This is a genomic window from Micromonospora sp. CPCC 205539 (genome assembly GCF_036906815.1).
Taxonomy (GTDB): domain Bacteria; phylum Actinomycetota; class Actinomycetes; order Mycobacteriales; family Micromonosporaceae; genus Micromonospora.
This window is the reverse complement of sequence record NZ_JBAKHW010000028.1, coordinates 1-21,242: the sequence shown is the minus strand read 5'-3', so window position 1 is coordinate 21,242 and position 21,242 is coordinate 1. Positions and strand designations below refer to the sequence as shown.

The following is a 21,242-nucleotide window of genomic DNA, read 5'->3' as shown; positions in this document are numbered from 1 at the left end:
TCACCCCAGGGCGAGCGGCCGTGCCGGCTCCCCTACGGCCGCGTGCTCAGCCTGCCGGGGCAACCCGACAGCCCGGACCCGGCCCTCGTCGGCCAGCGCGCCGGCGATCAGGATGTCGAGCAGGGTGCCGAACTCCAGACCGGCCTGCCGCCAGATCTGGGGATACTGCGACGCCGCGGTGAATCCGGGGAACGTGTTGACCTCGTTGACGATGGGCTCGGCTGACCCCTCCGCGGGCAGGAAGAAGTCGACCCGGAGCAACCCCCGGCAGTCGAGGGCGTTGAAGGCGCGGATCGCCCGGTCCTGGAACACCTCGGTGGTGGCGTCGTCGAGCAGGGCGGGGATCTGGAAGACCGCGCCGCCGTCGTACTTCGCGTCGTAGTCGAAGAACCCGGCGCCGGTCACGTTGATCTCCAGCGGCGGACCGGCCTGCACCCGCCCGTCGGGGTGCTGAAGGACGGCCACGTCGATCTCCCGACCGCGGGCCCCCTGCTCCACCAGCACCTTCGGGTCGGCCTCCCGGGCCAGGGCCAACGCGGCCGGCAACTGCGCCCAGTCGGTCACCTTGGTGACGCCCAGGCTCGAGCCGGCCCGCGCGGGCTTGACGAAGACCGGCAGCCCGAGCCGCTGCCGGTCGTCGGCTGACAGGTCCTCGCCGGGGCGCAGCGTCACACCGGGGCTGACCCGCAGGCCCTCCGCGGCGAGGAGACGCTTGGTGACGCCCTTGTCCATGCCGGCCGCGCTCGCGAAGACGCCATTGCCCACGTACGGCACGCCGAGCCATTCCAGCAGCGACTGGACGGTGCCGTCCTCGCCGTACGGGCCGTGCAGGGCCGGGAACACCACGTCCTGGGTACGCAGCACGCGCAGCGCCGACGGGAGGGACAGCGGGCGGCCGTCGACGTGCCACCCGCCGTCGGAGCCGATGAGCACCTCGGTGACCTGGTACCGCTCGCGGTCCAGCCCGGTGAGAATGCTCGCCGCCGAGCGGCGGGACACCTCGTGCTCGCCGCTCTGCCCGCCGTACAGCACTGCCAGTCGGGTTGTCATGAGGTCGTCGCCCTTTCGTCGAGGTGATCGCGGGCCACCCGGGCCCCGATGCCGGTCAGAATCTCGTGCGGGTTGGTGCCCGCCCACCGCGCCCACTCGACGACGGTCGGCTGGGCGTGGTCGCCCCGGTCGGGGCCGAACACCACGACCGGATCCCCGATCGACACGGGGAGGTCGCCGACGTCGACCACGCACTGGTCCATGGCGATGCGCCCGACGATCGGGCAGCGCCGGCCGGCGACCCACACGGCGCCACGGCCCTCGGTGGCGCGGGGGAGGCCGTCGGCGTAGCCGACCGGCAGCAGGGCCAGCCTGGTCGGCGCACCGGTCACGTACTCGGGCCCGTAGGAGACGCCCGTTCCGGCCGGCACGCGCTTCAGGTTGACCACGGTCGTGCGCAGCGTCATGGCGGCGTGGAGCCCGAACTCGCCGGGCCCGGCCGCGCCGAACGGGTCCACGCCGTACAGGGCGATCCCGATCCGGCAGAGGTCGAAGCGGGTCCGGGGTGCGGACAGCGCGGCCGCCGAGTTGGCCAGGTGCACCAGGTCCGGGTCGAGACCCGCGCCACGGGCGACCCGCAGCGCCTCCTCGAAGGCCGCCACCTGCCGCGCCAGGCCGGGAGTTCCCGGTACGTCCGCGTCGGTCAGGTGGGACCAGATCCCGCGTACCCGGATCGCGTCCTCCAGCTCGAACTTGCGGGCCCAGCTGACCAGTTCGGGCCAGTCGTCCCAGCCGGCCCCGTTGCGGGACAGGCCGGTGTCGGCCTTGAGCTGCACCGTCGCGGGCGCTCCGAGGCGGTGCGCCGCGTCGGCCACCGCGCGCAGGTGGGTTGGCGTGGACACACCGACGTCGACACCGGCGACGATCAACGCGCCGAAGTCGTCGTCCGGGCGGTGCAACCAGCTCAGCGTGGGTGCGGTGATGCCCGCCGCGCGCAGGGTCAGCGCCTCGGTGGCCGAGGTCACCCCCAGCCAGGTGGCGCCGGCGCGCAGCGCCGCCTGGGCGACCGGCACCGCGCCGTGGCCGAACGCGTCCGCCTTCACGACGGCCATCAGCTCGGTGTCCGCTACCGACCCGATCGTCCGTACGTTGCCGGCGATCGCGCCGAGGTCGACCACCGCCTCCGCCAACCCGCTCATCCGGCGGTCCCCACCCGACGAGGTGCCGGCCGGCGGGGGCCGGGGAGGGCGAACAGCCAGGATGCCCGGACCGCCAGCAGGCCGCGATGGATTGCGAGACTCACTCCGATCACGAGCCCAGTCAACATGATCGGGTAACCGAGGATCACGATGCCCTGGCCGGCCTGGCCCATTCCGGAGATCCGCGCGGCCAGGAGACGGTGCAGCAGGGCCAAAACCGGCATGTGGATGACGTAAATCGGCAGGGTGGTACGGCCGAGTGTGGCGAAGCTATCACTCAGCGTGGACCATCGACTCAGTCGCGCCGCGGCGGTGATGCCGAAGGCGACCGCCACGACGGACACCAGTGGCCACACACCGAACCAGCGCTGGGCGCCGGCCGCCGCCATCGCCGCGAGCACGACCGCGTAGGCGACCGAGGTCAGCACGAGCCTCTGTCGGCTGGCGGTGGCCGCCCACCGTTCGATCTGCGGCCGCAGGTAGAGCCCGGCCAGGAAGAAGACCAGGTTCTGGTAGAGGCCGCCGCGGTTGCCCGGAGTGTCGAGCAGGCCGGCGGCGGCGACAGCGGACAGCGCCGCAGCCGGTACGAGGAGCAGCGCCCGGGGTGCCCGGCGCAGCGCCTTGGCGAGGGTGAAGTAGAGCGCCAGGGCGTACAGGTACCAGAGGTTGGACGGCGTGATGGTGAGCTGTTCCAGCAGGCCGAGCAGGGACGTGGCGCGGTCGGTCTCCAGGCCCGGGGCCATGGCGAGGAGCGCGGTGTGGATCAGCAGCCAGACGGCGTACAGGTAGAGGAAACCGGCGATCCGGCTGCGGACCACGACCCGCCACGGTCGCTGGACGGCGTTCGCCGCGAAGACGCCGGAAATGGTGAAGAACAGCGGCATCCGCAGCGGCAGAAGTTGCTCACCCAGCGTCCCCCACAGGCCCGGGACGGGTACGCCGACGTGCCAGTCGATGTGCAGGTAGTCCTTGACGACAACGTGCCACAGAACGACGAGGATGATGCAGACGCCCTTCGCGGCGTCGGCCCACTGTGCGCGCTGTGTCCGCCCCCGCGTCAGCACCTGCGGGTGCTCGCCGGGCCGGGGAATGGTGGAAGTCGGCTGTCGTCTCACTCGTTCGAAGGTGTCAGCCGGATATCCCCGAGCGATCCACGAATTGTCATGAACAGGTAATGATGTCGCCCGACCGGCGTCGACCCTCAGTGGCCACTAGGCTTGATCCGGAGGTGTCGAGAATGAAGCTCGGGCTGCACTACTGGAACTACTCGACCCCGGCCGAGCCGGCGGCGATCGCACCGACCCTGGCCGAGGCGGCGACGATCGCCGACCAGGCCGGCGTCGCGTCCTTCACGGTGATGGACCACTTCTTCCAGATGGACGCGGTGTTCGCGGCCGAGGAGCCGATGTTGGAGGCGTACACCACGCTCGGCTACGTCGCGGCGAAGACCCAGCGCATGACACTGGGCGTGCTGGTGACCGGCGTGATGTACCGCTACCCGGGGCTGCTCGCCAAGACCGTGTCGACGCTCGACGTGCTCTCCGGCGGTCGGGCGCGGCTCGGCATCGGCGCATCCTGGTACGAGCGGGAGCAGCGCGGCCTGGGCGTGCCCGTGGTGCCGGTGGCCGAGCGCTTCGAGCGGCTGGAGGAGACGCTGCAGATCTGCCGGCAGATGTGGAGCGATGACGACGGCCCCTTCGACGGCCGGCACTACCAGCTCGCCGAGACGATCAACTCGCCGCAGCCGTTGAGCCGCCCGCACCCGCCCATCATGATCGGTGGCAGTGGCGAGAAGAAGACGCTGCTCCTGGTCGCCCGGTACGCCGACGCCTGCAACCTGTTCGGCAGCGACCAGGGCGCCGACGAGGTGGCGCGCAAGCTGGACGTGCTGCGTACGCACTGCGCCGCCGAGCACCGTGACTACGACACCATCGAGAAGACGGTGGTCGCTCGCCGATCGCCGCTCGTCGACCTCGACGCGTTCCTCGGTGAGGTCGCCGGGTACGCCGCGCTCGGGGTCAGCGAGGTGCAGGTCACGCCGGACCGGCATCCGGTGGAGTTCGCCCAGCGCCTCGGCGACGAGGTGCTGCCGCGGTTGGCCGACATCGGCTGATCCAAGCGGCCGTCCGGGGCCACTGTGAACACAAGGCGAATTCCCGATGGATTCGGTCTGTGGCGATGATCCGAATCACAAATGGGTTGGCGTCGTCCCTGGTAAACGGGCTGACACGGGCCGGGTACCCTCTCCCGCGTGCCGCAGAATCCACCACTACCTGTTACCGATCGGTATGAAGTCCTGGATCTTCTCGGCCAGGGCGGAATGGGTCGGGTGTGGAGAGCCCGCGACCGGATGCTCCAGCGGGATGTGGCAATCAAGGAAATCGTTCCGCCGCCCGGCCTGACCGATGAGGCGCGACAGGAACTGCGAATCCGGTCACTGCGCGAGGCACGCGCTATCGCGCAACTCGACCACACCAACGCCGTGCGGGTCTTCGACGTGCTGGTCGGTGTGGACGGTGACCCGCAGATCGTGATGGAGTACGTGCCGTCCCGCTCGCTGCACGATGCGATCGCCGACGACGGCCCCATCGCGCCGGTGCGGGCGGCCGAGATCGGGCTGGCCGTGCTGGGTGCGCTCCGCGCCGCCCACCGCGCCGGCATCATGCATCGCGACGTCAAACCGGCCAACATCCTCGTCGGCACCGACGGTCGGGTCGTGCTCACCGACTTCGGTCTGGCCACCGCCGTCGAGGACGTCAACCTCACCCTCAGCGGTGTCGTGCTCGGCTCACCGGCGTACGTCTCTCCCGAACGGGCCATGCGCGGCACCGTCGGTCCGGAGGGGGACCTCTGGTCGCTGGGCGCCACTCTCTACGCCGCGGTCGAGGGCCAGTCGCCGTACGCCCGGCCGTCCAGCCTGATGAGCCTCACCGCGCTGGTCACCGAGCCGCCCCCCGTGGCACAGCACGCCGGACCGCTCGCGCCGGTGCTCGAAGGGTTGCTGCGCAAGGACCCGGCGGAACGGATGGACGCCGACACCGCCGAGCGGTTGCTCCGGGAGGTGCTCGTCGGGGTGCCGCGGTCCGGGGGAGTCGTTCCACCGGATTCGGCGCCGACCGTGCCACAGCGGCTGCTCGTACCCCCGCCGACCGGCGAGGCGGCTCTGGCCGTACCCCTGATCCCGACGCCCGCGCCGGAGGCCGACGGCCCGGCGCCGACGGCTGCCAACGGGCGTCGACGCGCCTGGCTGATCGGCGGCGTCGCGGCCATGCTGGCGCTCGGCCTGGGGATCGGCATCCCGCTGGCCACCCACCAGGCGCCCGCCGGTGCCGGCAGCGGAGCCGAGATGGTGGACGCGGCCGGGCCGGACGCGTCGTCGGGGCCCGGCTCGGCGCCGAGGGCGGCCGGCGGGACGATCGCCTGGACGGTCTACCGGGACGGCAGCGGCTTCTCCGTACCAGCGCCCCGGGACTGGCGGATCGTCCGGCGTGGGCACGAGGTCGAGTTCGAGGAGCCGGACGGCGAACGGCGGCTCGTGGTCGGCCGGACCGACGAGCCCCCCAGCGACCCCGTGGCCGAGCTGACCGGTCGCGCGAAGGACCCGGCCGTCGTCGGGCGGTACCGCGACTACCGTCGGATCGAGATCCTGGCCGTGAACTACCAGCTCAGGGCCGCCGACTGGGAGTGGGTGCACACCAGCGACACCGGCACCGCGATGCACACCCGGCAGCGCAGCTTCACGACGGCGACGAAGACGGGCTACGGCATCACCTGGTCGACCCCCGAGGCGGCCTGGGCGGCCAACCTGGACGCCTTTCGGGTCATCACCGCGGGCTTCCGGCCGGTGGCGTCGTCGACGCCGACACCGACGCCGAACGGTGCCACCGCGAGCCCCGACCCCGACACCACCACGGGTACGGTGACGCCGAGCGCTCGGCCCAGAACGGCGGGCTACCACCTCGTCGGCTCGGGCAGCGGCCGCTGCCTGGACGTCAGCGCACCGGAGTCACCGGACCCGGTCCGGCTGCGACTCTGGGACTGCCGCGACGACCGCGCCGCCAGCCAGGTCTGGACGCTGCGCCCGGACCGGAGTGTGCAGTTGGGCGGCCGGTGCCTGGACGTCCTGGGCGCGTCGACCGACAGTGGGGCGCCGATCCAGCTCACCACCTGCAACACGACGCCGGCGCAGCAGTTCACGCTGAACGCGGAGGGTCAGCTGGTCAACGCGCACAGCGGCCTGTGCGTGGGTGCGGTCGACGGGAGCGCCGCGAACGGGGCGTTGCGCGAGCGGCGGACCTGCCCCGCCGGGGCCAAGAACCAGGAGTGGTCGCGCCGGTGACCGCCCAGCGGTCGAGGGCCGCCCTCCCCACGCGGGGAGGGCGCCCCTCATCAGTCACTGACCTGCTCAGGCGACCGTGGCCGGGAAACGGTCCCACACCCGGTGCGCGGCCATCAGCCCCTGCACGGCGGTCAGAGCTTCCGCGCCGGAGCCCGCCGTGACGACGCCCGGGGTGTCGGTCACCCTGGCCTGTCGCAGGACGGCGACGCCGTCGTCCCACGCGCCGATCGCCTTGGCGTGCCGCCAGCACTCCTCGACGAGGAGCAGCACACGGGGATCCACGGTCTTCGTGTCCGTCGTACCCGCCTTGTCGTCGCGGGCACCGATCGCGTCCGGCGCGGGCGCCGGCGCGCCGGCCAGCAGCAGCGCGTCGAACTCGACCGATCGACCGGTCGCGAAGGTCCGCTGGACGGGCAGGTCGCCCACCATCCCACCGTGCGGGGCGATCAGGAGCGGCACCATGCCGGCCTCGAACACGGCCGCGCGCACCTGGTGGACGCCGTCGAGGTCACTGTCGGGGTCGACGACGATCCCGATCGTACGACCGTCCGTCGGCCACTCCCTGCCGACCTGGGACAGCGCGGGGCTGGGCGTGACGTCGGCGAGCGGCACGGTCGGCTCCGGGGCGGGCAGACCGAGGCCGGTGGCGACCTGGGCGCACAGCTCCGGGTCGATGTTGGCGAGGCTCTGCAGCTGCCGCTCCTTGATCGCCTGGTGGTAGCACTTGCCGAGCTCGAACGTGTAGGAGCGGATGATGTGCTCCCGCTCGACCGGCGACATGCTCAGCCAGAACAGCCGCGCCTGGCTGAAGTGGTCGTCGAACGAGGCCGGGTTGGCCCGTACCTTGGGCGCCTCCGCCACCGTCACCGGTACGTCGAGGAACGCGTGCTCGTCGTCGCCTGCCGGGAAGGGGTTACCGCCGTCGAGCGAGTTCGGCCGGTACGGCGCGACCCCTGCGTGCACGGCCTGCTGGTGGAAGCCGTCGCGCAGCATGTCGTTCACCGGGGCGTGCGGGCGGTTGATCGGGATCTGCGCGAAGTTCGGCCCGCCGAGCCGGGTGAGCTGCGTGTCGACGTACGAGAACAGTCGGCCCTGCAGCAGCGGATCGTTCGTGACGTCGATGCCCGGTGGGAGGTGGCCGACGTGGAAGGCGACCTGCTCGGTCTCGGCGAAGAAGTTCGTCGGCGTGCGGTTGAGGGTCAGCTTGCCCACCGGCTGCACGGGTGCCAGCTCCTCCGGCACGATCTTCGTCGGGTCGAGCAGGTCGATCCCGTCGAAGGTCTCCTCGGGGGTGTCGGGGAGGACCTGGATGCCCAACTCCCACTCGGGGAACGCGCCGGCCTCGATCGCGTCGTACAGGTCCCGGCGGTGGAAGTCCGGATCCATGCCGCCGAGCATCTGCGCCTCCTCCCAGGTCAGGGAGTGCACGCCCAGCGTGGGCTTCCAGTGGAACTTCGCCAGCGCGGTGTCACCGGCCTCGTTGACGAGGCGGAAGGTGTGCACACCGAAGCCCTCCATCGTCCGGTAGGAGCGCGGGATGCCGCGGTCGGACATGTTCCACAGCGTGTGGTGCTGCGCCTCGGTGTGCAGCGAGACGAAGTCCCAGAAGGTGTCGTGGGCGCTCTGCGCCTGCGGGATCTCGCGGTCCGGGTGCGGCTTTCCAGCATGGATGATGTCGGGGAACTTGATGGCGTCCTGGATGAAGAAGACCGGCATGTTGTTGCCGACGAGGTCGAACGTGCCCTCGTCGGTGTAGAACTTCGTCGCGAAGCCCCGGGTGTCGCGGACCGTGTCGGCCGAACCGCGTGAACCAAGGACGGTGGAGAACCGGACGAAGACCTCGGTCTCCCGCCCCTTCTTCAGGAAGCCGGCTCTCGTGACCCCCTCGGCGGTGCCGTAGGCGGTGAAGACGCCGTGTGCGCCGGCGCCACGGGCGTGCACCACGCGCTCCGGGATGCGCTCGTGGTCGAAATGCGTGATCTTCTCGCGGAGGTGGTGGTCCTGGAGCAGGGTCGGACCGCGCGAGCCGGCCTTGAGCGAATGGTCGGTGTCGCGCAGCCGCGCGCCCTGCGCGGTGGTGAGGTAGGCGCCCTGCTGACCGTTCGCGGTCGTCGGTGTGTCGGTCTCCGCGCCGGTCGGTGTGCGGGTCTGCGGAGCGCCCTGTTCGCTCTTCGGCGGCAGTGGGTCGTGCGGTGCGGTCGGCTCCTCGACGGTCGGGGGCGCGCTTCCCGGTGCGCCGGGAACCGTGGGCGTCAGGACGTCGGCGATCTTCTCTGAGGCTGTCTTCACGGCGTTCTTGACCGCCTTGGCGGGCTTGCTGGAATCCACTGGACGAGACCCTCCATGGAGCATTGATGGGCAGGCATCTGCCCCCTACCCCAGGTCAGACGGGCAAAACGCAGCCAATGCCAGCGTCTGGGTCACAGCGGTGCGAATGCTGCCGAGGCCGGGACTGGTGATTTCACCGATGCGTGGGCCGGTGTAGAGGCCAAAACTGACGCATGTCGATATTTCTCGACTCTAGGGAGTGCCCGACGTGTCGTCACCAACCACCACCCGTCCCCGTTCCGTGGCAGCCAGAGCCGTCCGGCTCGTGCTGGCCGCCACCCTGGCCGCCGGCGGCGCCCTGGCCGGTTCCACCGGCGCCGCGCAGGCGGCGGGCCCGTACGAGCGGGGTCCGAACCCGACCACCGCGATCCTGGAGGCGAGTCGCGGCCCGTTCGCGACCGCTTCGCAGAGCGTGTCCGCGCTGAGCGTCTCCGGCTTCGGCGGCGGCGTCATCTACTACCCGACCAGCACCAGCGAGGGCACCTTCGGCGCCATCGCCATCTCGCCGGGCTTCACCGCGTACTGGTCCAGCATCAGCTGGCTCGGGCCGCGGCTCGCCTCGCACGGTTTCGTGGTGATCGGCATCGAGACCAACAGCACGTTGGACCAGCCGGACAGCCGTGGCCGGCAGCTCCTCGCCGCACTCGACTACCTGACCCAGCGCAGTTCGGTCCGTACCCGGATCGACAGCAGCCGGCTCGCGGTGGCCGGTCACTCGATGGGCGGCGGCGGCACCCTGGAGGCGGCCTCGGATCGGCCCTCGTTGCAGGCCGCGGTGCCGCTGGCACCGTGGAACACCGACAAGAGCTGGTCCGAGCTTCGGGTGCCCACGCTGATCATCGGTGGCGAGAGCGACACCGTCGCGCCGGTCTCGTCGCACTCGGTGCCGTTCTACAACAGCATCCCGTCGTCCGCCGAGAAGGCGTACCTGGAGCTCAACAACGCAAGCCACTTCTTCCCGCAGTCGGTGAACACGCCGACCGCGCGGCAGATGGTGGCCTGGTTGAAGCGGTTCGTCGACGACGACACCCGCTACGAGCAGTTCCTCTGCCCCGGCCCGAGCGGCTTGCAGATCGAGGAGTACCGCAACACCTGCCCGAGTTCCTGAGCGTGATCCCGGGGCGGCCGCCGATGGCGGCCGCCCCGTCCGCGTGCAGGCGGGGAGGCATCGAAGGTATTGACGCGGAACCCGAGAAATGTACACTGCGAGTGTAAATAACACCCGCCACGACAGAGGGATGGGTGATGGAGCGCGGGCTCGCATTGCACCACATCGGAGTGCGTTTCGGTGGCCTCACCGCCCTCGACGACGTCTCGCTGCGGGTGCCACCCAACCGGGTGGTGGGCGTCATCGGGCCGAACGGCGCCGGCAAGACCACGTTGTTCAACGTGATCTGTGGCTTCGTCGCGCCGGACGAGGGTTCGATCACTCTCGACGACCAGCCGCTGCGACCACGGCCGCATCGGCTGACCCGGCTCGGCATCGCCCGGACCCTGCAGGGCACCGGGCTCTTCGCCGGGCTCACCGTCCTGGAGAACGTGATGACCGGCGCCTCGCACACCGCCCGGGCCGGCTTCGCGTCGGCCCTGTTCGGGCTGCCCCACAGCGACCGTGACGAGGTCCGACTGCGTCGGCACGCCCTGGACATCCTCGACGACCTGGGGATCGCCGAGCACGCCGAGGCCGCGCCGACCACGCTGCCCTTCGCCGTACGCCAGCGGGTCGCCCTGGCCCGCGCGCTCGCCGCCCGACCTCGGCTGCTGCTGCTCGACGAGCCCGCCGGGGGCCTGGGGGCAGAGGACATCGCCGAGCTGGGCGAGTTGATCCGGCAACTGCCCCGGCGAGAGTCCGATCCCTGCGCGGTGCTGCTGGTCGAGCACCACATGGATCTGGTGATGGCCGTCTGCGACGAGCTGGTGGTCCTCGACTTCGGCCGAGTGATCGCCGCCGGCACGCCGGACGAGATCCGAGACGACCAGGCCGTCACCGACGCCTACCTCGGCGCCGCTGTCGACGAGGCCGCCGCATGAGCGCAAGGAGTGAGCCGGGTTTGCGAGCCCCGCATTCGCGATTGAAAGCTGACGCCGCATGAGCGCGCCCGACCTGCTCGAGGTGCGTGGGCTGGTGGCCGGCTACGGTGCCGCGCCTGTGCTGCATGCCATCGACCTCGCCGTCCCGTCCGGCACCATCGCCGCGGTCGTCGGCGCCAACGGCGCCGGCAAGACGACCCTGCTGCGCGCCCTGTCCGGCATGATCCGCCCGGCCTCCGGTCAGGTCCTCCTCGGTGGCGAAGAGCTGCGCGGCACGCCCGTGGAGCAACTCGTCCGGCGCGGCATGGCACACGTGCCGGAGGGGCGGGGCGTGATCAACGAGCTCACCGTCGACGAGAACCTGCGGCTCGGCGGGCTGTGGCGGCGCGACCGGGCCGACGCCGCCCGCGCCCTCGACGAGGTCTACCAGCTCTTCGAGCCGTTGGCGCGCCGGCGGCGCAACCTCGGCCACCAGCTCTCCGGCGGCGAGCGGCAGATGCTCGCGCTCGGCCGGGCGCTGGTGGGCCGGCCCCGCCTGCTGCTGCTCGACGAGCCGTCGCTCGGTCTGGCGCCAAAGGTGGTCGCCCGGACGATGGCCCTGCTCCGGCAACTCCGGGACAGCACCGGCCTGACCGTGCTGCTGGTCGAGCAGAACGTGCGCAGCGCGCTCGCCGTCGCCGATCAGGGCGTGGTGATGTCCCTCGGCCGGGTCGTCATCGCCGCCCCAGCGGCCACACTGCGCGACGACGTCGACCTTCGGCACGCCTACCTCGGTTTCTGACCACTTCGTCCCCCAGGAGGGAGGACTGTTGGACCGCTTCGTCTTCCTCACGATCGACGGCCTGTCCCGGGGCGCGGTGTACGCCGCGTTCGCGTTGGCCCTGGTGCTCATCTGGCGGGCGGCCCGGGTCGTCAACTTCGCCCAGGGGGCGATGGCCGTCGCCGCCGCGTACGTCGCCTACACCGTGTCCGCGGCGACCGGCTCGTACTGGCTGGGCTTCGCGGTCGCGATCATCGCCGGGTTGCTCCTCGGTGCGCTGGTGGACCGCGCGGTGATGCGCTTCGTCGACCACGCGTCGCCCCTCAACCCGGTGATCGTCGCGCTCGGTTTGGTGCTGCTGATCCAGGCGGTCCTGGGCATGGCGTACGGCAGCGAGTTCCGGCCCGCCGAGGCGCCGTTCAGCCGTTCCGCCCTCACCGTGGGTGGGGTCGCCGTCCTCTCGCCGTACGACCTGTTCGTTCTCGCGGCGGTCGGCGTGGTGGTCAGCGGCCTCGCGTGGACCTTCGCCCGCACGGCGATCGGTCTGCGGATGCGCGCGGCCGCCTTCGCCCCCGAGGTGTCCCGGCTGCTCGGGGTCAACGTGGGCGGCATGCTGACCCTCGGGTGGGCACTCGCCTCCGGGGTCGGCGCCTTGGCCGCCATGCTGGTCATCCCCACCGAGCTCGGCCTGCACCCGCACGCCATGGACCTGGTCTTCGTCTCGGCGTTCACCGCGGCGGTGGTCGGCGGGTTGGACAGTCCACCAGGGGCGGTGGTCGGCGGTCTGGTGGTGGGGCTCCTGCTCTCGTACGTCAGTGGCTACGCCGGCAGCGACCTCACCCCGCTCGCGGTGCTGGTCCTGCTGCTGGCGGTGCTGCTGGTCCGTCCCGGTGGGCTGTTCGCCCCGGTCGCGGCGAGGCGGGTGTGAGCGCCACCCGGGCGGCAGTGCCGCCGAAGCAGCGCCTGGCCGACGGCGGCGACCGTCCGGCCGATCGGCGACGCGGCTCCACCCTGCTGCGTCACCTCGCCGTCGTGCTCGCCGCGGGGCTGCTGCTGTTGGCGCTCAGCTACGCCGTCGAGCCGTTCCGCAACTTCCAGCTCGCTACCGTGGCGGCCTACCTCTGCGCCACCGCTGGGCTGACCGTCCTCACCGGGCTCAACGGCCAGCTCTCGCTCGGGCATGGCGCGTTGATGGCCACCGGGGCGTACACGGTGGCGCTGTGTCAGACCGAGTTCGCCGACCGGGGGATGACCGGTGGCTGGCTGCTGGCGGTCTCGCTCGGCGCGGCGATCGTCAGCACGACGGTCGTCGGTGCGGTGGTCGGCGCCGCCGCGGCCCGGCTTCGCGGGCCCTACCTGGCCGGCGTCACCCTCGCGGTGGCCGTCGTGGTGCCGGCGCTGACCGTCACCTTCGACGGCGTCTTCAACGGTGAGCAGGGGCTGTCGGTGCCCGTGGAGCCACCGCCGGCGTCGCTCGGCGTGTACTTCCCCTACGAGCGGTGGCAGCTCTGGCTCACCGGCGCGGCCACCCTGCTCGCGCTGCTTCTCCTGGCCAACCTGATCCGCAGTCGGTACGGGCGGACGTTCCGGGCGGTCCGCGACGACGAGGTGGCTGCCCGCCTCGCCGGCATCCACGTGGCCCGCACCCAGGTCCTCGCGTTCGTGGTCAGCGCCGCGACCGCCGGGCTCGGCGGCGCCCTGTTGGCGGTGCTCGCGCAGAGCGTCTCGCCGGGCGCGTTCTCGCTGACCCTGTCGCTCTTCCTGCTGATGGCCGTGGTGATCGGCGGTCTCGGTCGTCTCGCCGGTGCGTTGTGGGGGGCCGTCCTGCTGGTCGCGTTGCCCGACCTGACCCACTCCGCGACCGAGCTGCTCACCCTCTCGCCCGCGGTGGCGCAGCGTCTGGAGGGCAACCTCCCGCTGGCGATCTTCGGAGTCACCCTGATCGTCGTCATGATCGTCGCCCCCGGCGGCGTCCAGGGTGTGTTGTCCCGCCTCGGCCGGGCACTGCTGGCGCGGTTGCCGGCCCGGCGTTCCTGAGCTGTCCCTGCCCGGCCTCGGTCGGGCGCACCACCATCACCACACCGTTCACCTGAGAACCGGACCGAGAAAGGTCGGTGTCACCCATGCACCGCACGGCACAACGCGGTCTCGCGATCGCCAGCACCATAGCCATCTTGATAGCCGCCGCCGGTTGCAGCGACGACGGCCCCAGTTCCGGCGGCGGGTCGGTGCCGGGCGTCACCGCGACCGAGATCGTCGTCGGCACCCACATGCCGCTCACCGGGCCGGCGTCGGCCGGCTACTCGAAGATCGCCCCGGCGACGAAGGCGTACTTCGACTACGTCAACGCCAACGGCGGCGTGCACGGCCGGAAGATCACCTACAAGATCATGGACGACGGCTACAACCCGGCGAACACCCAGCAGGTGGTGCGTCAGCTCGTCCTCCAGGACAAGGTCTTCGCCGTCCTCAACGGCCTGGGCACGCCGACGCACACCGGGGTGCTCGACTTCCTCAAGAGCAACCGGGTGCCCGACCTCTTCGTCGCCTCCGGCAGCCGCAGCTGGGACCAACCGGACAAGTACCCGGGCACGTTCGGGTTCAACCCGGACTACACGGTCGAAGGCAAGATCCTCGCCAACTACGCGAAGGCCAACCTGGCTGGCAAGAAGCTCTGCTTCCTCGGTCAGGACGACGACTTCGGCCGGGACAGCCTGGCGGGCGTGGAGAAGGTGCTCGGCGCGTCGGCCGTGGCGGTGAAGCAGACGTACGTCACCAGCAACACCAACGTGGCGCCGCAGATCGGCGCGTTCAAGGCGGCCGGTTGCCAGGTCGTCGTGCTCGCCACGGTGCCGGGCTTCACGGCGCTCTCCGTCGGCACCGCCGCACGGCTGGGCTTCAAGCCGAACTGGTTGGTCTCGAACGTCGGCGCCGACCACCCGACCCTGGCGAAGCAACTCGGCGCGGCCGCTCCGCTGCTGGAGGGCATGGTCGGCACCAACTATCTGCCCATGCAGAACGAGGTGACGAACCCCTGGATCCAGCTCTACACGAAGATCAATAAGGAGCACAACGGGGACGCCCCGTTCGACGGGAACACCGTCTACGGCATGTCGGTCGGCTACCTGTTCGTGCAGACCCTGCTCGCCGCCGGCAAGGATCTCACTCGGGAGAAGCTGCTCGAGGCCGTGCAGAAGGGTGGCTTCAAGGGCCCCGGCCTGGTGCCGCTGCGCTTCTCCGACAAGGACCACTCCGGCTACGGCGGCCAGCGGCTGAGCCGGGTCACCGGGGGAGTGCAGAGCTACTTCGGGCCGGCGTACGAGACCGACGAGGCCGACGGGCCGGTCAACGAGTACACCGCCGCACCCGCGCCGCCGCCGGCCAACGGGATTCCGACCGTCTCCTGAGGTCCCGTACACCCGGCAGTCGACCGGGCGTGGTCACGCGACACGTCGTCGTGACCGCGTCCGGTCGGAGCCGTGCGTACATCCGCCACCGTGAGCGCGGGTTCCGCCTGCCTCGAGGCGTTGACCGATACCGATCGCCGCTCCTACTATCTGCACTGTGAATGCAGATTCAGGCCGGCTCGTGGATCGGGTCGCCATCGTCACCGGTGCCAGTCGGGGAATCGGCCTCGCCATCGCCCAGCGGTTGGTGGCCGAAGGCGCCCGGGTGGGTCTGACCGCCCGACGGCCCGAGGCGCTGGCCGACGCGGTCGCCGCCCTGGGTGGGCCGGCGTACGCCGTGGCCGTGCCCGGCCGCGCCGACGACGCCGAGCACCGCGCCACTGCGGTGCGCCAGGTCAGTGAGGCGTTCGGGCCGGTGGACATCCTGGTCAACAACACCGGCATCAACCCGGTGCACGGCCCGCTGGTCGGGCTGGACCTGGCGGCGGCGCGCAAGATCCTCGACGTCAATCTCGTCGCCGCGCTCGGCTGGGTGCAGGAGGTCTGCGCCGCCGGCATGGCCGACCGGGGCGGCTGCGTGGTCAACGTCTCGTCGGTCGCCGGCCTCGGCCCGTCGCCCGGCATCGCGTTCTACGGAGTGAGCAAGGCCGCGCTCAACCACCTCACCGCCTGCCTCGCCGCGGAGCTGGGCCCCACGGTCCGGGTCAACGCCGTCGCCCCCGGTGTGGTGAAGACCCGCTTCGCCGCCGCGCTCTTCGAGGGTCGTGAGGACGAGGTCGCCGCGGCGTACCCTCTCGGGCGGCTCGGCCTGCCGCAGGACGTGGCGGGCGCGGTCGCCTTCCTGGCGTCCGCCGACGCCTCCTGGATCACCGGGCAGACCATCGTCTGCGACGGCGGCATCACGCTGACCGGCCGAGCTGGATGAAAACGCTGGCGGTGGCCGGGGGGCCGCTGATCATCGCCTGTCTAGACTCGTCGGTGCGCCGGGGGGCGTCGTGGCGGTGAAGAGGCGGGGGCGGATGGACAGGGTCGAGGTCGCGGGGCGGGTGGACGGGCGGACCGCCCGCGCCGAACGCACCCGCGCGGCCATCGTCGAGGCGCATCTCGCGCTCATCTACGAGGGTGACCTCCGGCCGACCGGGGAGCGCATCGCCGAACGCGCCGGCATCTCGCTGCGGACGCTCTGGACCAACTTCAAGGACATGGAGACGCTCTTCGAGGCGAGCGGTGCGGAGGTGCTGCGCCAACAGGACGCCGCCTACCGGCCGATCTCGCCCGCGCTGCCGCTGGCCAAGCGGATCGACGCGTACTGCCGGCAACGGGCCCGGCTGCTCCAGCTCATCGCGCCATCGGCGCGGGCCGCTCAGATGCGGGAGCTGGTCTCCGACCAGTTGCACCGCAACCGTCTCAAGCACATCGACCGGGTCCGGGACGAGGTCGAGCTGCTCTTCGCCGCCGAGCTGACGCGCGCCGGGCAGGGTCGGGAGCAACTGCTCAACGCTCTGGTGGCGGCGACCATGTGGCCGGCCTGGTCCATGCTGCGCGACGGCCTCGGGTTGGGCGTGGACCAGGCCCGCGCGGTGATGACCCGTACGGTCGGCGCCCTGCTGGCCGAGGTGTCGGCCGGCTGACATCAGCCTCTTTCCAATCCGTTACCAATAGGTAACACTGGATGCATGGTTACTGCATCAAGAGTGCAAATAACCGTGCTGCGCGGCCGGGATGACGAGTGCCGAGCTGTCCGGAGTCTGCTCGTCGGCGCGACCGACGGCGGTGGGGCCCTGCTGCTGCACGGAGAGCCCGGATCGGGCCGGACCGCGCTGGTCGGCTACGCCCACCGGTACGCCGAGGCTCGCACCCTGCTCGCCGGGACCGGGCTGGCCGAGGAGGCCGCGCTGCCGTACGCCGGCCTGCAACGCCTGCTCGACCCGGTGCTCGACTGGGCCACCGCCCTGCCGGAGCAGCAGCGCGACCTGCTGCGGCGCGCGCTGGCGGGGGAGGGTTGCCCGCCCGACCGCCGGCTGGCGCTGTCCATGGCGGTGCTGGGGCTGCTCACCGCCGCCGGCGAGGACCGCCCGCTGCTCGCCACGATGGACGATGTCGACCGGGGCGACCGGCCGACCGCCGAGGTGCTGGCCTTCGTGGCCCGCCGACTCCGGCACCTGCCGGTCGCCGTCCTGCTCACCGCGGATGTCACCGCTACGGTTGACGGGATACCGGCGCACCGGCTCCGGGCGTTGAACGAGCGGGAGAGCGCCGCCGTCCTCGCCGACCGGCTGTCCGAACGGCCCAGCGCGCCGGTCGCGGCCACGCTCGCCGCGGTCGGCGGCGGCAACCCGCAGGCGCTGGTGGACCTCGCCGAGGTGCTCACGCCCGGTCAGTGTCGGGGGGAGGAGCCGCTGCCGACCGCACCGCCCGCCGATGGCGCGTTGGGTCGCGCGTACCGTGCCCGGCTGGACGGGTTGGCGCCGGACACCCGGCGGGTGCTGCTGCTCGCCGCGCTCGACGAGAATGGGGAGCCCGCCACCCTGACCCGGGCGGCGGAGGCCGACGGCGCCGCCATCGAGGCCCTCGCCCCCGCCGAGGTCGCCGGCCTGGTCCGTGTCGAGCCGAACGGTGTCACGTTCCCCCAGCCGTTGGCCCGCGCCATGGTCGCGGCCACTGCTCCACTCGCCGAGCGTCGTGCGGCGCACCGGCTGCTCGCCGAGGTGCTCGACGGCGACGGGCAGCGACTGCGCCGGGCCATGCACCGTGCCGCTGCTGCGGTCGGTGCCGATCCGGGCCTGGCCACCGAGTTGGAACAGGCGGCGGCCGGCGGCGAGGGCGGCTGGGCCACCGCCTCGGCGGCGCTGCGCCAGGCTGCCGACCTCAGCGACGAGCCGACCGCTGCCGCCTACCGCCTGCTGATCGCCGCCCGGTACGCCTGGGCCGCCGGCCAACCCGATCAGGTCCGGCTCCTGCTGGACCGGATCCGCGCCACCACCGGGGATCCGGCCGTCACCGGGCGCGCCGACCTGCTGCGCGGCGAGTTGGAGCTGCGCTGCGACGCCGCGTCGGGCGCGTCGGCCACGCTGCTGGCCGCCGCCGGGGCGGTGGCCGACACCGACCGCGCCCTGGCCATGTCCGCACTGGTGCGCGCCGGCGAGGCCGTCTGCTTCGCCGGTGACCAGTACCGGTACGCGGAGGTGGGTCGCCGGGCGCGGATGCTGCGGCGCCCCACCGACCCGCCGGCGATCGAGCTGATGACCTCCCTGGTCGGTGGGGTGGCGGCGACCCTGCGGGGTGATCACGAGCGAGCCGGCCCCGCACTACGTCGAGCCGTCGTGCTGGGCGGTCGGTTGACCGGCCCGGCGTTGACCCCGACCGCGCTCACCTGCGCGGCGGCGGCCGGCCTGGTGGTGGCCGTGGACGGTGCCGCGCACCGGCACGCCGAACGCGCCGTCGCGCTCGCGCGGGAGCGGGGCGAGTTGTCCATGGTGTCCCGAGCGCTGGAGCTGCGAGCGATCGCCGAATACTGGCTGGGTCGACACGAGGCGGCGGCCGAGACCTCCCGCGACGGGCTACGGGTCGCCCGGGACACCGGCCAGGTCAACTGCGCCAACGTCCACCTCGGCATGCTCGCCGTGCTGGCCGCCGTCCGCGCCGACCGCGACACCAGCCTGCGGCGGATCCGGGAGATCGGTGAGGCCCCCACGCCGGGCAGTCGCCCGCACGCGCTCGCCGGATGGGCGCTCGCGGTGCTCGACCTGGTCGACGGTCGGCACGCCGAGGCCGCGACCCGGCTGGCGTCCCTGGCCCGCCTCGGCACCGGCCGGGGGCAGGTGCTCGTCCAGGTGATGGCGACCCCGTACCTGGTGGAGGCCGCGGCTCACCTGTCCCACCGGCCGGCGGCGGCCGCCGCGCTGGCCGTCTTCGACCGCTGGGCCAGCAGCACCGCCAGCCCGCTGCGCCGGGCCCTGTCGGCCCGCTGTCACGCGCTGCTCGCACCCCGGGGTAGCGCCGAGGCCGAACGGGAGTTCCAGGCCGCGTTGCGGCTGCATCCGACGGAGGCCGGCACGTTCGAGCGTGCTCGGACCCAGCTGCTCTTCGGTCAGGAGTTGCGCCGCAGTCGGCGTCCCCGTGATGCCCGTGGGCACCTGCACCAGGCCCGCGAGTCGTTCATCCTGCTCGGCGCGGCGAGCTGGGCCGAGCAGGCCACCGCCGAGCTGCGCGCGGCGGGGGAGTCGGTCGGGCCACCGGATCTGCCCGCGGCGCGGCTCTTGACCGGCCAGCAACTGCGGATCGCCGAGCTGGTCGCGGAGGGCGCCACCAACCGGGAGATCGCCGCCCGGATGTTCCTCTCCACCCGCACGATCGACCACCACCTGCGCAACGTCTTCCATCGGCTCGGCATCCGCTCGCGTACCGAGTTGGCCCGGGCGTTCGCCGCCGAACGGCAGGTCGGGCTGGCCGCTGACCGGTGACTCTGGACGCCATAAACTATCACCGCTAGTTTATTCGCCATGGACCTTGATCTCACCGCCGAGCAGGCGGCGGTCCGCCGGCTCGCCGCCGAGTTCGTCGACCGGGAACTGGTGCCGCACGCGGCGACCTGGGACCGTCGCGAGTCGGTCGACCCGGCCATCGTCGGCATGTTGGGCGACCTGGGCTTCCTGGGGCTGACCATCGCCGAGTCCGACGGCGGCTCCGGGGGCGACCACCTCGCGTACTGCCTGATCCTGGAGGAGCTGGGCCGGGGAGACTCGGCCGTACGCGGCATCGTCTCGGTCTCACTCGGGCTGGTCGCGAAGTCGATCGCCGCGCACGGATCGGCCGCGCAGCGGGCCGAATGGCTGCCCCGCCTCTGCACCGGGGCCGCACTCGGCTGCTTCGCGCTCACCGAGCCGGACAGCGGTTCGGACGCGGCAGCGTTGACCACCCGCGCGGTCCGCGACGGCACCGACTGGCTGCTCACCGGCACGAAGATGTTCATCACCAACGGCACCACCGCCGACGTCGCGCTGGTCTTCGTCCGCACCGGCGGCCCGGGACACCGTGGCATCACCGCCTTCCTTGTTCCCACCGACAGCCCGGGACTGACCCGGCGAGAGATCCACGGCAAGCTTGGCCTGCGTGGGCAGGCCACCGGGGAGTTGCGCTTCGACGAGGTCCGCGTGCCCGACGACGCCCGCCTCGGCGCCGAGGGCGGCGGCTTCCGCCTGGCGCTGGCCACCCTGGCCAAGGGCCGCATGTCGGTCGCCGCCGGCTGCGTCGGCATCGCCCAGGGCTGCCTGAACGCCGCCGTCGAGTACGCCGGGCAGCGAACGCAGTTCGGCAAGCCGATCGCCGGCCACCAGCTCGTCCAACAGCTGCTGTCGAACATCGCGGTGGACACCGCCGCGGCCCGGCTGCTGGTCTGGCAGGTGGCCGACCTGATCGACCGCGACCAGCCGTTCGCCACCGAGGCGTCGATGGCCAAGCTCTTCGCCAGCGAGGCCGCCGTCCGGGCCGCCAACAACGCGGTGCAGGTGTTCGGCGGGTACGGCTACATCGACGAGTACCCGGTCGGCAAATACCTCCGCGACGCCCGGGTCGCCACCCTCTACGAGGGCACCAGCCAGATCCAGCAACTCCTCATCGGACGCGCGCTCACCGGCGTCAACGCCTTCTAGCTCGAAGGGCACCTGACATGCGAGTCTTCACCTCCATCGACGAGCTGGCGGCCTCGGTCGGCGAGACCCTCGGCCCCGGTCCCTGGCAGCGGATCGAGCAGGATCGGGTCAACCTCTTCGCCGACGCCACCGACGACCACCAGTGGATCCATCTCGACCCCGTACGGGCCGCGGCGGGGCCGTTCGGCGGCACGATCGCGCACGGCTACCTGACCCTGTCGCTGCTTCCGGCGCTGGCCAGCGCGCTCTACCGCGTCGAGGGAGTGGCGATGGGGGTCAACTACGGGCTGAACAAGGTCCGATTCCCCGCCCCGGTCCGGGTCGGCGCCTCCGTACGGGCCACCGCCACCATCGCCGAGGTGTCGCCGGTGCAGGGTGGGGTGCAGATGGTCGCCTCGATCACCGTGGAGAGCGACAGCGGCGGCAAGCCCGTCTGCGTCGCGGAGACGGTGAGCCGCCTCTACCGCGGCTAAAGCCCCCCGGTGCGGGGCGCGCGCCCCGCGCCCCGCGCCCCGCGCGCCCCGCGCCGCGCGGCCC

General features: G+C 72.1%; 17 protein-coding genes. 13 read left to right on the top strand and 4 right to left on the bottom strand.

The window, feature by feature from the left end; genetic code table 11:
* Genes V6V47_RS22910 through V6V47_RS22900 form a run of 3 tightly spaced genes read right to left on the bottom strand, consistent with a single transcriptional unit; the run spans position 1 to position 3,304 of the window.
* Entirely contained in the window at positions 1 to 1,050 is a 1,050-nt protein-coding gene (locus tag V6V47_RS22910) for a D-alanine--D-alanine ligase family protein (protein WP_334630366.1), read from the bottom strand.
* Complete coding sequence (gene alr / locus V6V47_RS22905; protein WP_334630365.1) at positions 1,047 to 2,189, bottom strand: alanine racemase; 1,143 nt, start codon at positions 2,187 to 2,189, stop codon at positions 1,047 to 1,049. Before alr ends, V6V47_RS22910 begins: the two co-directional genes overlap by 4 nt.
* Entirely contained in the window at positions 2,186 to 3,304 is a 1,119-nt protein-coding gene (locus V6V47_RS22900) for an acyltransferase family protein (RefSeq protein ID WP_334630363.1), read from the bottom strand. The genes alr and V6V47_RS22900 overlap by 4 nt, the downstream gene beginning before the upstream one ends.
* A 122-nt stretch (positions 3,305 to 3,426) precedes the next feature.
* Between V6V47_RS22900 and V6V47_RS22895 the strand changes: the two genes are divergently transcribed.
* Positions 3,427 to 4,302: an LLM class F420-dependent oxidoreductase gene (locus tag V6V47_RS22895; protein ID WP_334630362.1), complete on the top strand. Its 876-nt coding sequence runs from the start codon at positions 3,427 to 3,429 to the stop codon at positions 4,300 to 4,302.
* Between the two features lie 138 nt (positions 4,303 to 4,440).
* Positions 4,441 to 6,528: a protein kinase domain-containing protein gene (locus V6V47_RS22890; RefSeq protein WP_442934288.1), complete on the top strand. Its 2,088-nt coding sequence runs from the start codon at positions 4,441 to 4,443 to the stop codon at positions 6,526 to 6,528.
* A 66-nt stretch (positions 6,529 to 6,594) separates the two neighbouring features.
* Here V6V47_RS22890 and V6V47_RS22880 read toward each other — a convergent pair whose 3' ends face one another.
* A complete protein-coding gene (locus V6V47_RS22880; RefSeq protein ID WP_334630361.1) occupies positions 6,595 to 8,856 on the bottom strand; it encodes a catalase in 2,262 nt (753 codons plus the stop codon).
* 208 nt (positions 8,857 to 9,064) lie between these two features.
* On the opposite strand from V6V47_RS22880, the gene V6V47_RS22875 reads away from it, so the two are divergent.
* The 11 genes from V6V47_RS22875 to V6V47_RS22825 all read left to right on the top strand — a co-directional run bounded on the left by V6V47_RS22875 (position 9,065) and on the right by V6V47_RS22825 (position 21,178).
* On the top strand, positions 9,065 to 9,964 hold the full coding sequence (locus tag V6V47_RS22875; protein WP_442934287.1) for an alpha/beta hydrolase family protein: 900 nt from the start codon (positions 9,065 to 9,067) through the stop codon (positions 9,962 to 9,964).
* Positions 9,965 to 10,101: 137 nt separating this feature from the next.
* The gene (locus V6V47_RS22870) at positions 10,102 to 10,887 is read left to right on the top strand and encodes an ABC transporter ATP-binding protein (protein WP_334630360.1); all 786 of its coding nucleotides are present in this window, start codon (positions 10,102 to 10,104) and stop codon (positions 10,885 to 10,887) included.
* A gap of 58 nt (positions 10,888 to 10,945) precedes the next feature.
* Positions 10,946 to 11,668 carry an ABC transporter ATP-binding protein gene (locus V6V47_RS22865; RefSeq protein ID WP_334630359.1) on the top strand — a complete coding sequence of 241 codons (723 nt, stop codon included), beginning with the start codon at positions 10,946 to 10,948 and terminating at the stop codon, positions 11,666 to 11,668.
* Positions 11,669 to 11,696: 28 nt separating this feature from the next.
* On the top strand, positions 11,697 to 12,575 hold the full coding sequence (locus V6V47_RS22860; protein WP_334630358.1) for a branched-chain amino acid ABC transporter permease: 879 nt from the start codon (positions 11,697 to 11,699) through the stop codon (positions 12,573 to 12,575).
* Complete coding sequence (locus tag V6V47_RS22855; RefSeq protein ID WP_334630357.1) at positions 12,572 to 13,684, top strand: branched-chain amino acid ABC transporter permease; 1,113 nt, start codon at positions 12,572 to 12,574, stop codon at positions 13,682 to 13,684. The genes V6V47_RS22860 and V6V47_RS22855 overlap by 4 nt, the downstream gene beginning before the upstream one ends.
* 86 nt (positions 13,685 to 13,770) lie before the next feature.
* Positions 13,771 to 15,054, top strand: coding sequence for an ABC transporter substrate-binding protein (locus tag V6V47_RS22850; protein WP_334630356.1), 1,284 nt, complete (start codon positions 13,771 to 13,773; stop codon positions 15,052 to 15,054).
* A 157-nt stretch (positions 15,055 to 15,211) separates the two neighbouring features.
* The gene (locus V6V47_RS22845; RefSeq protein ID WP_334630355.1) at positions 15,212 to 15,979 is read left to right on the top strand and encodes an SDR family oxidoreductase; all 768 of its coding nucleotides are present in this window, start codon (positions 15,212 to 15,214) and stop codon (positions 15,977 to 15,979) included.
* A gap of 94 nt (positions 15,980 to 16,073) precedes the next feature.
* Positions 16,074 to 16,685, top strand: coding sequence for a TetR/AcrR family transcriptional regulator (locus tag V6V47_RS22840; protein WP_334630354.1), 612 nt, complete (start codon positions 16,074 to 16,076; stop codon positions 16,683 to 16,685).
* A gap of 45 nt (positions 16,686 to 16,730) precedes the next feature.
* Entirely contained in the window at positions 16,731 to 19,517 is a 2,787-nt protein-coding gene (locus V6V47_RS22835; RefSeq protein ID WP_334630352.1) for an AAA family ATPase, read from the top strand.
* A 39-nt stretch (positions 19,518 to 19,556) separates the two neighbouring features.
* The gene (locus tag V6V47_RS22830) at positions 19,557 to 20,705 is read left to right on the top strand and encodes an acyl-CoA dehydrogenase family protein (RefSeq protein WP_334630351.1); all 1,149 of its coding nucleotides are present in this window, start codon (positions 19,557 to 19,559) and stop codon (positions 20,703 to 20,705) included.
* Positions 20,706 to 20,722: 17 nt separating this feature from the next.
* The gene (locus V6V47_RS22825; protein ID WP_334630350.1) at positions 20,723 to 21,178 is read left to right on the top strand and encodes a MaoC family dehydratase; all 456 of its coding nucleotides are present in this window, start codon (positions 20,723 to 20,725) and stop codon (positions 21,176 to 21,178) included.
* The last annotated feature ends 64 nt before the right edge of the window (positions 21,179 to 21,242 follow it).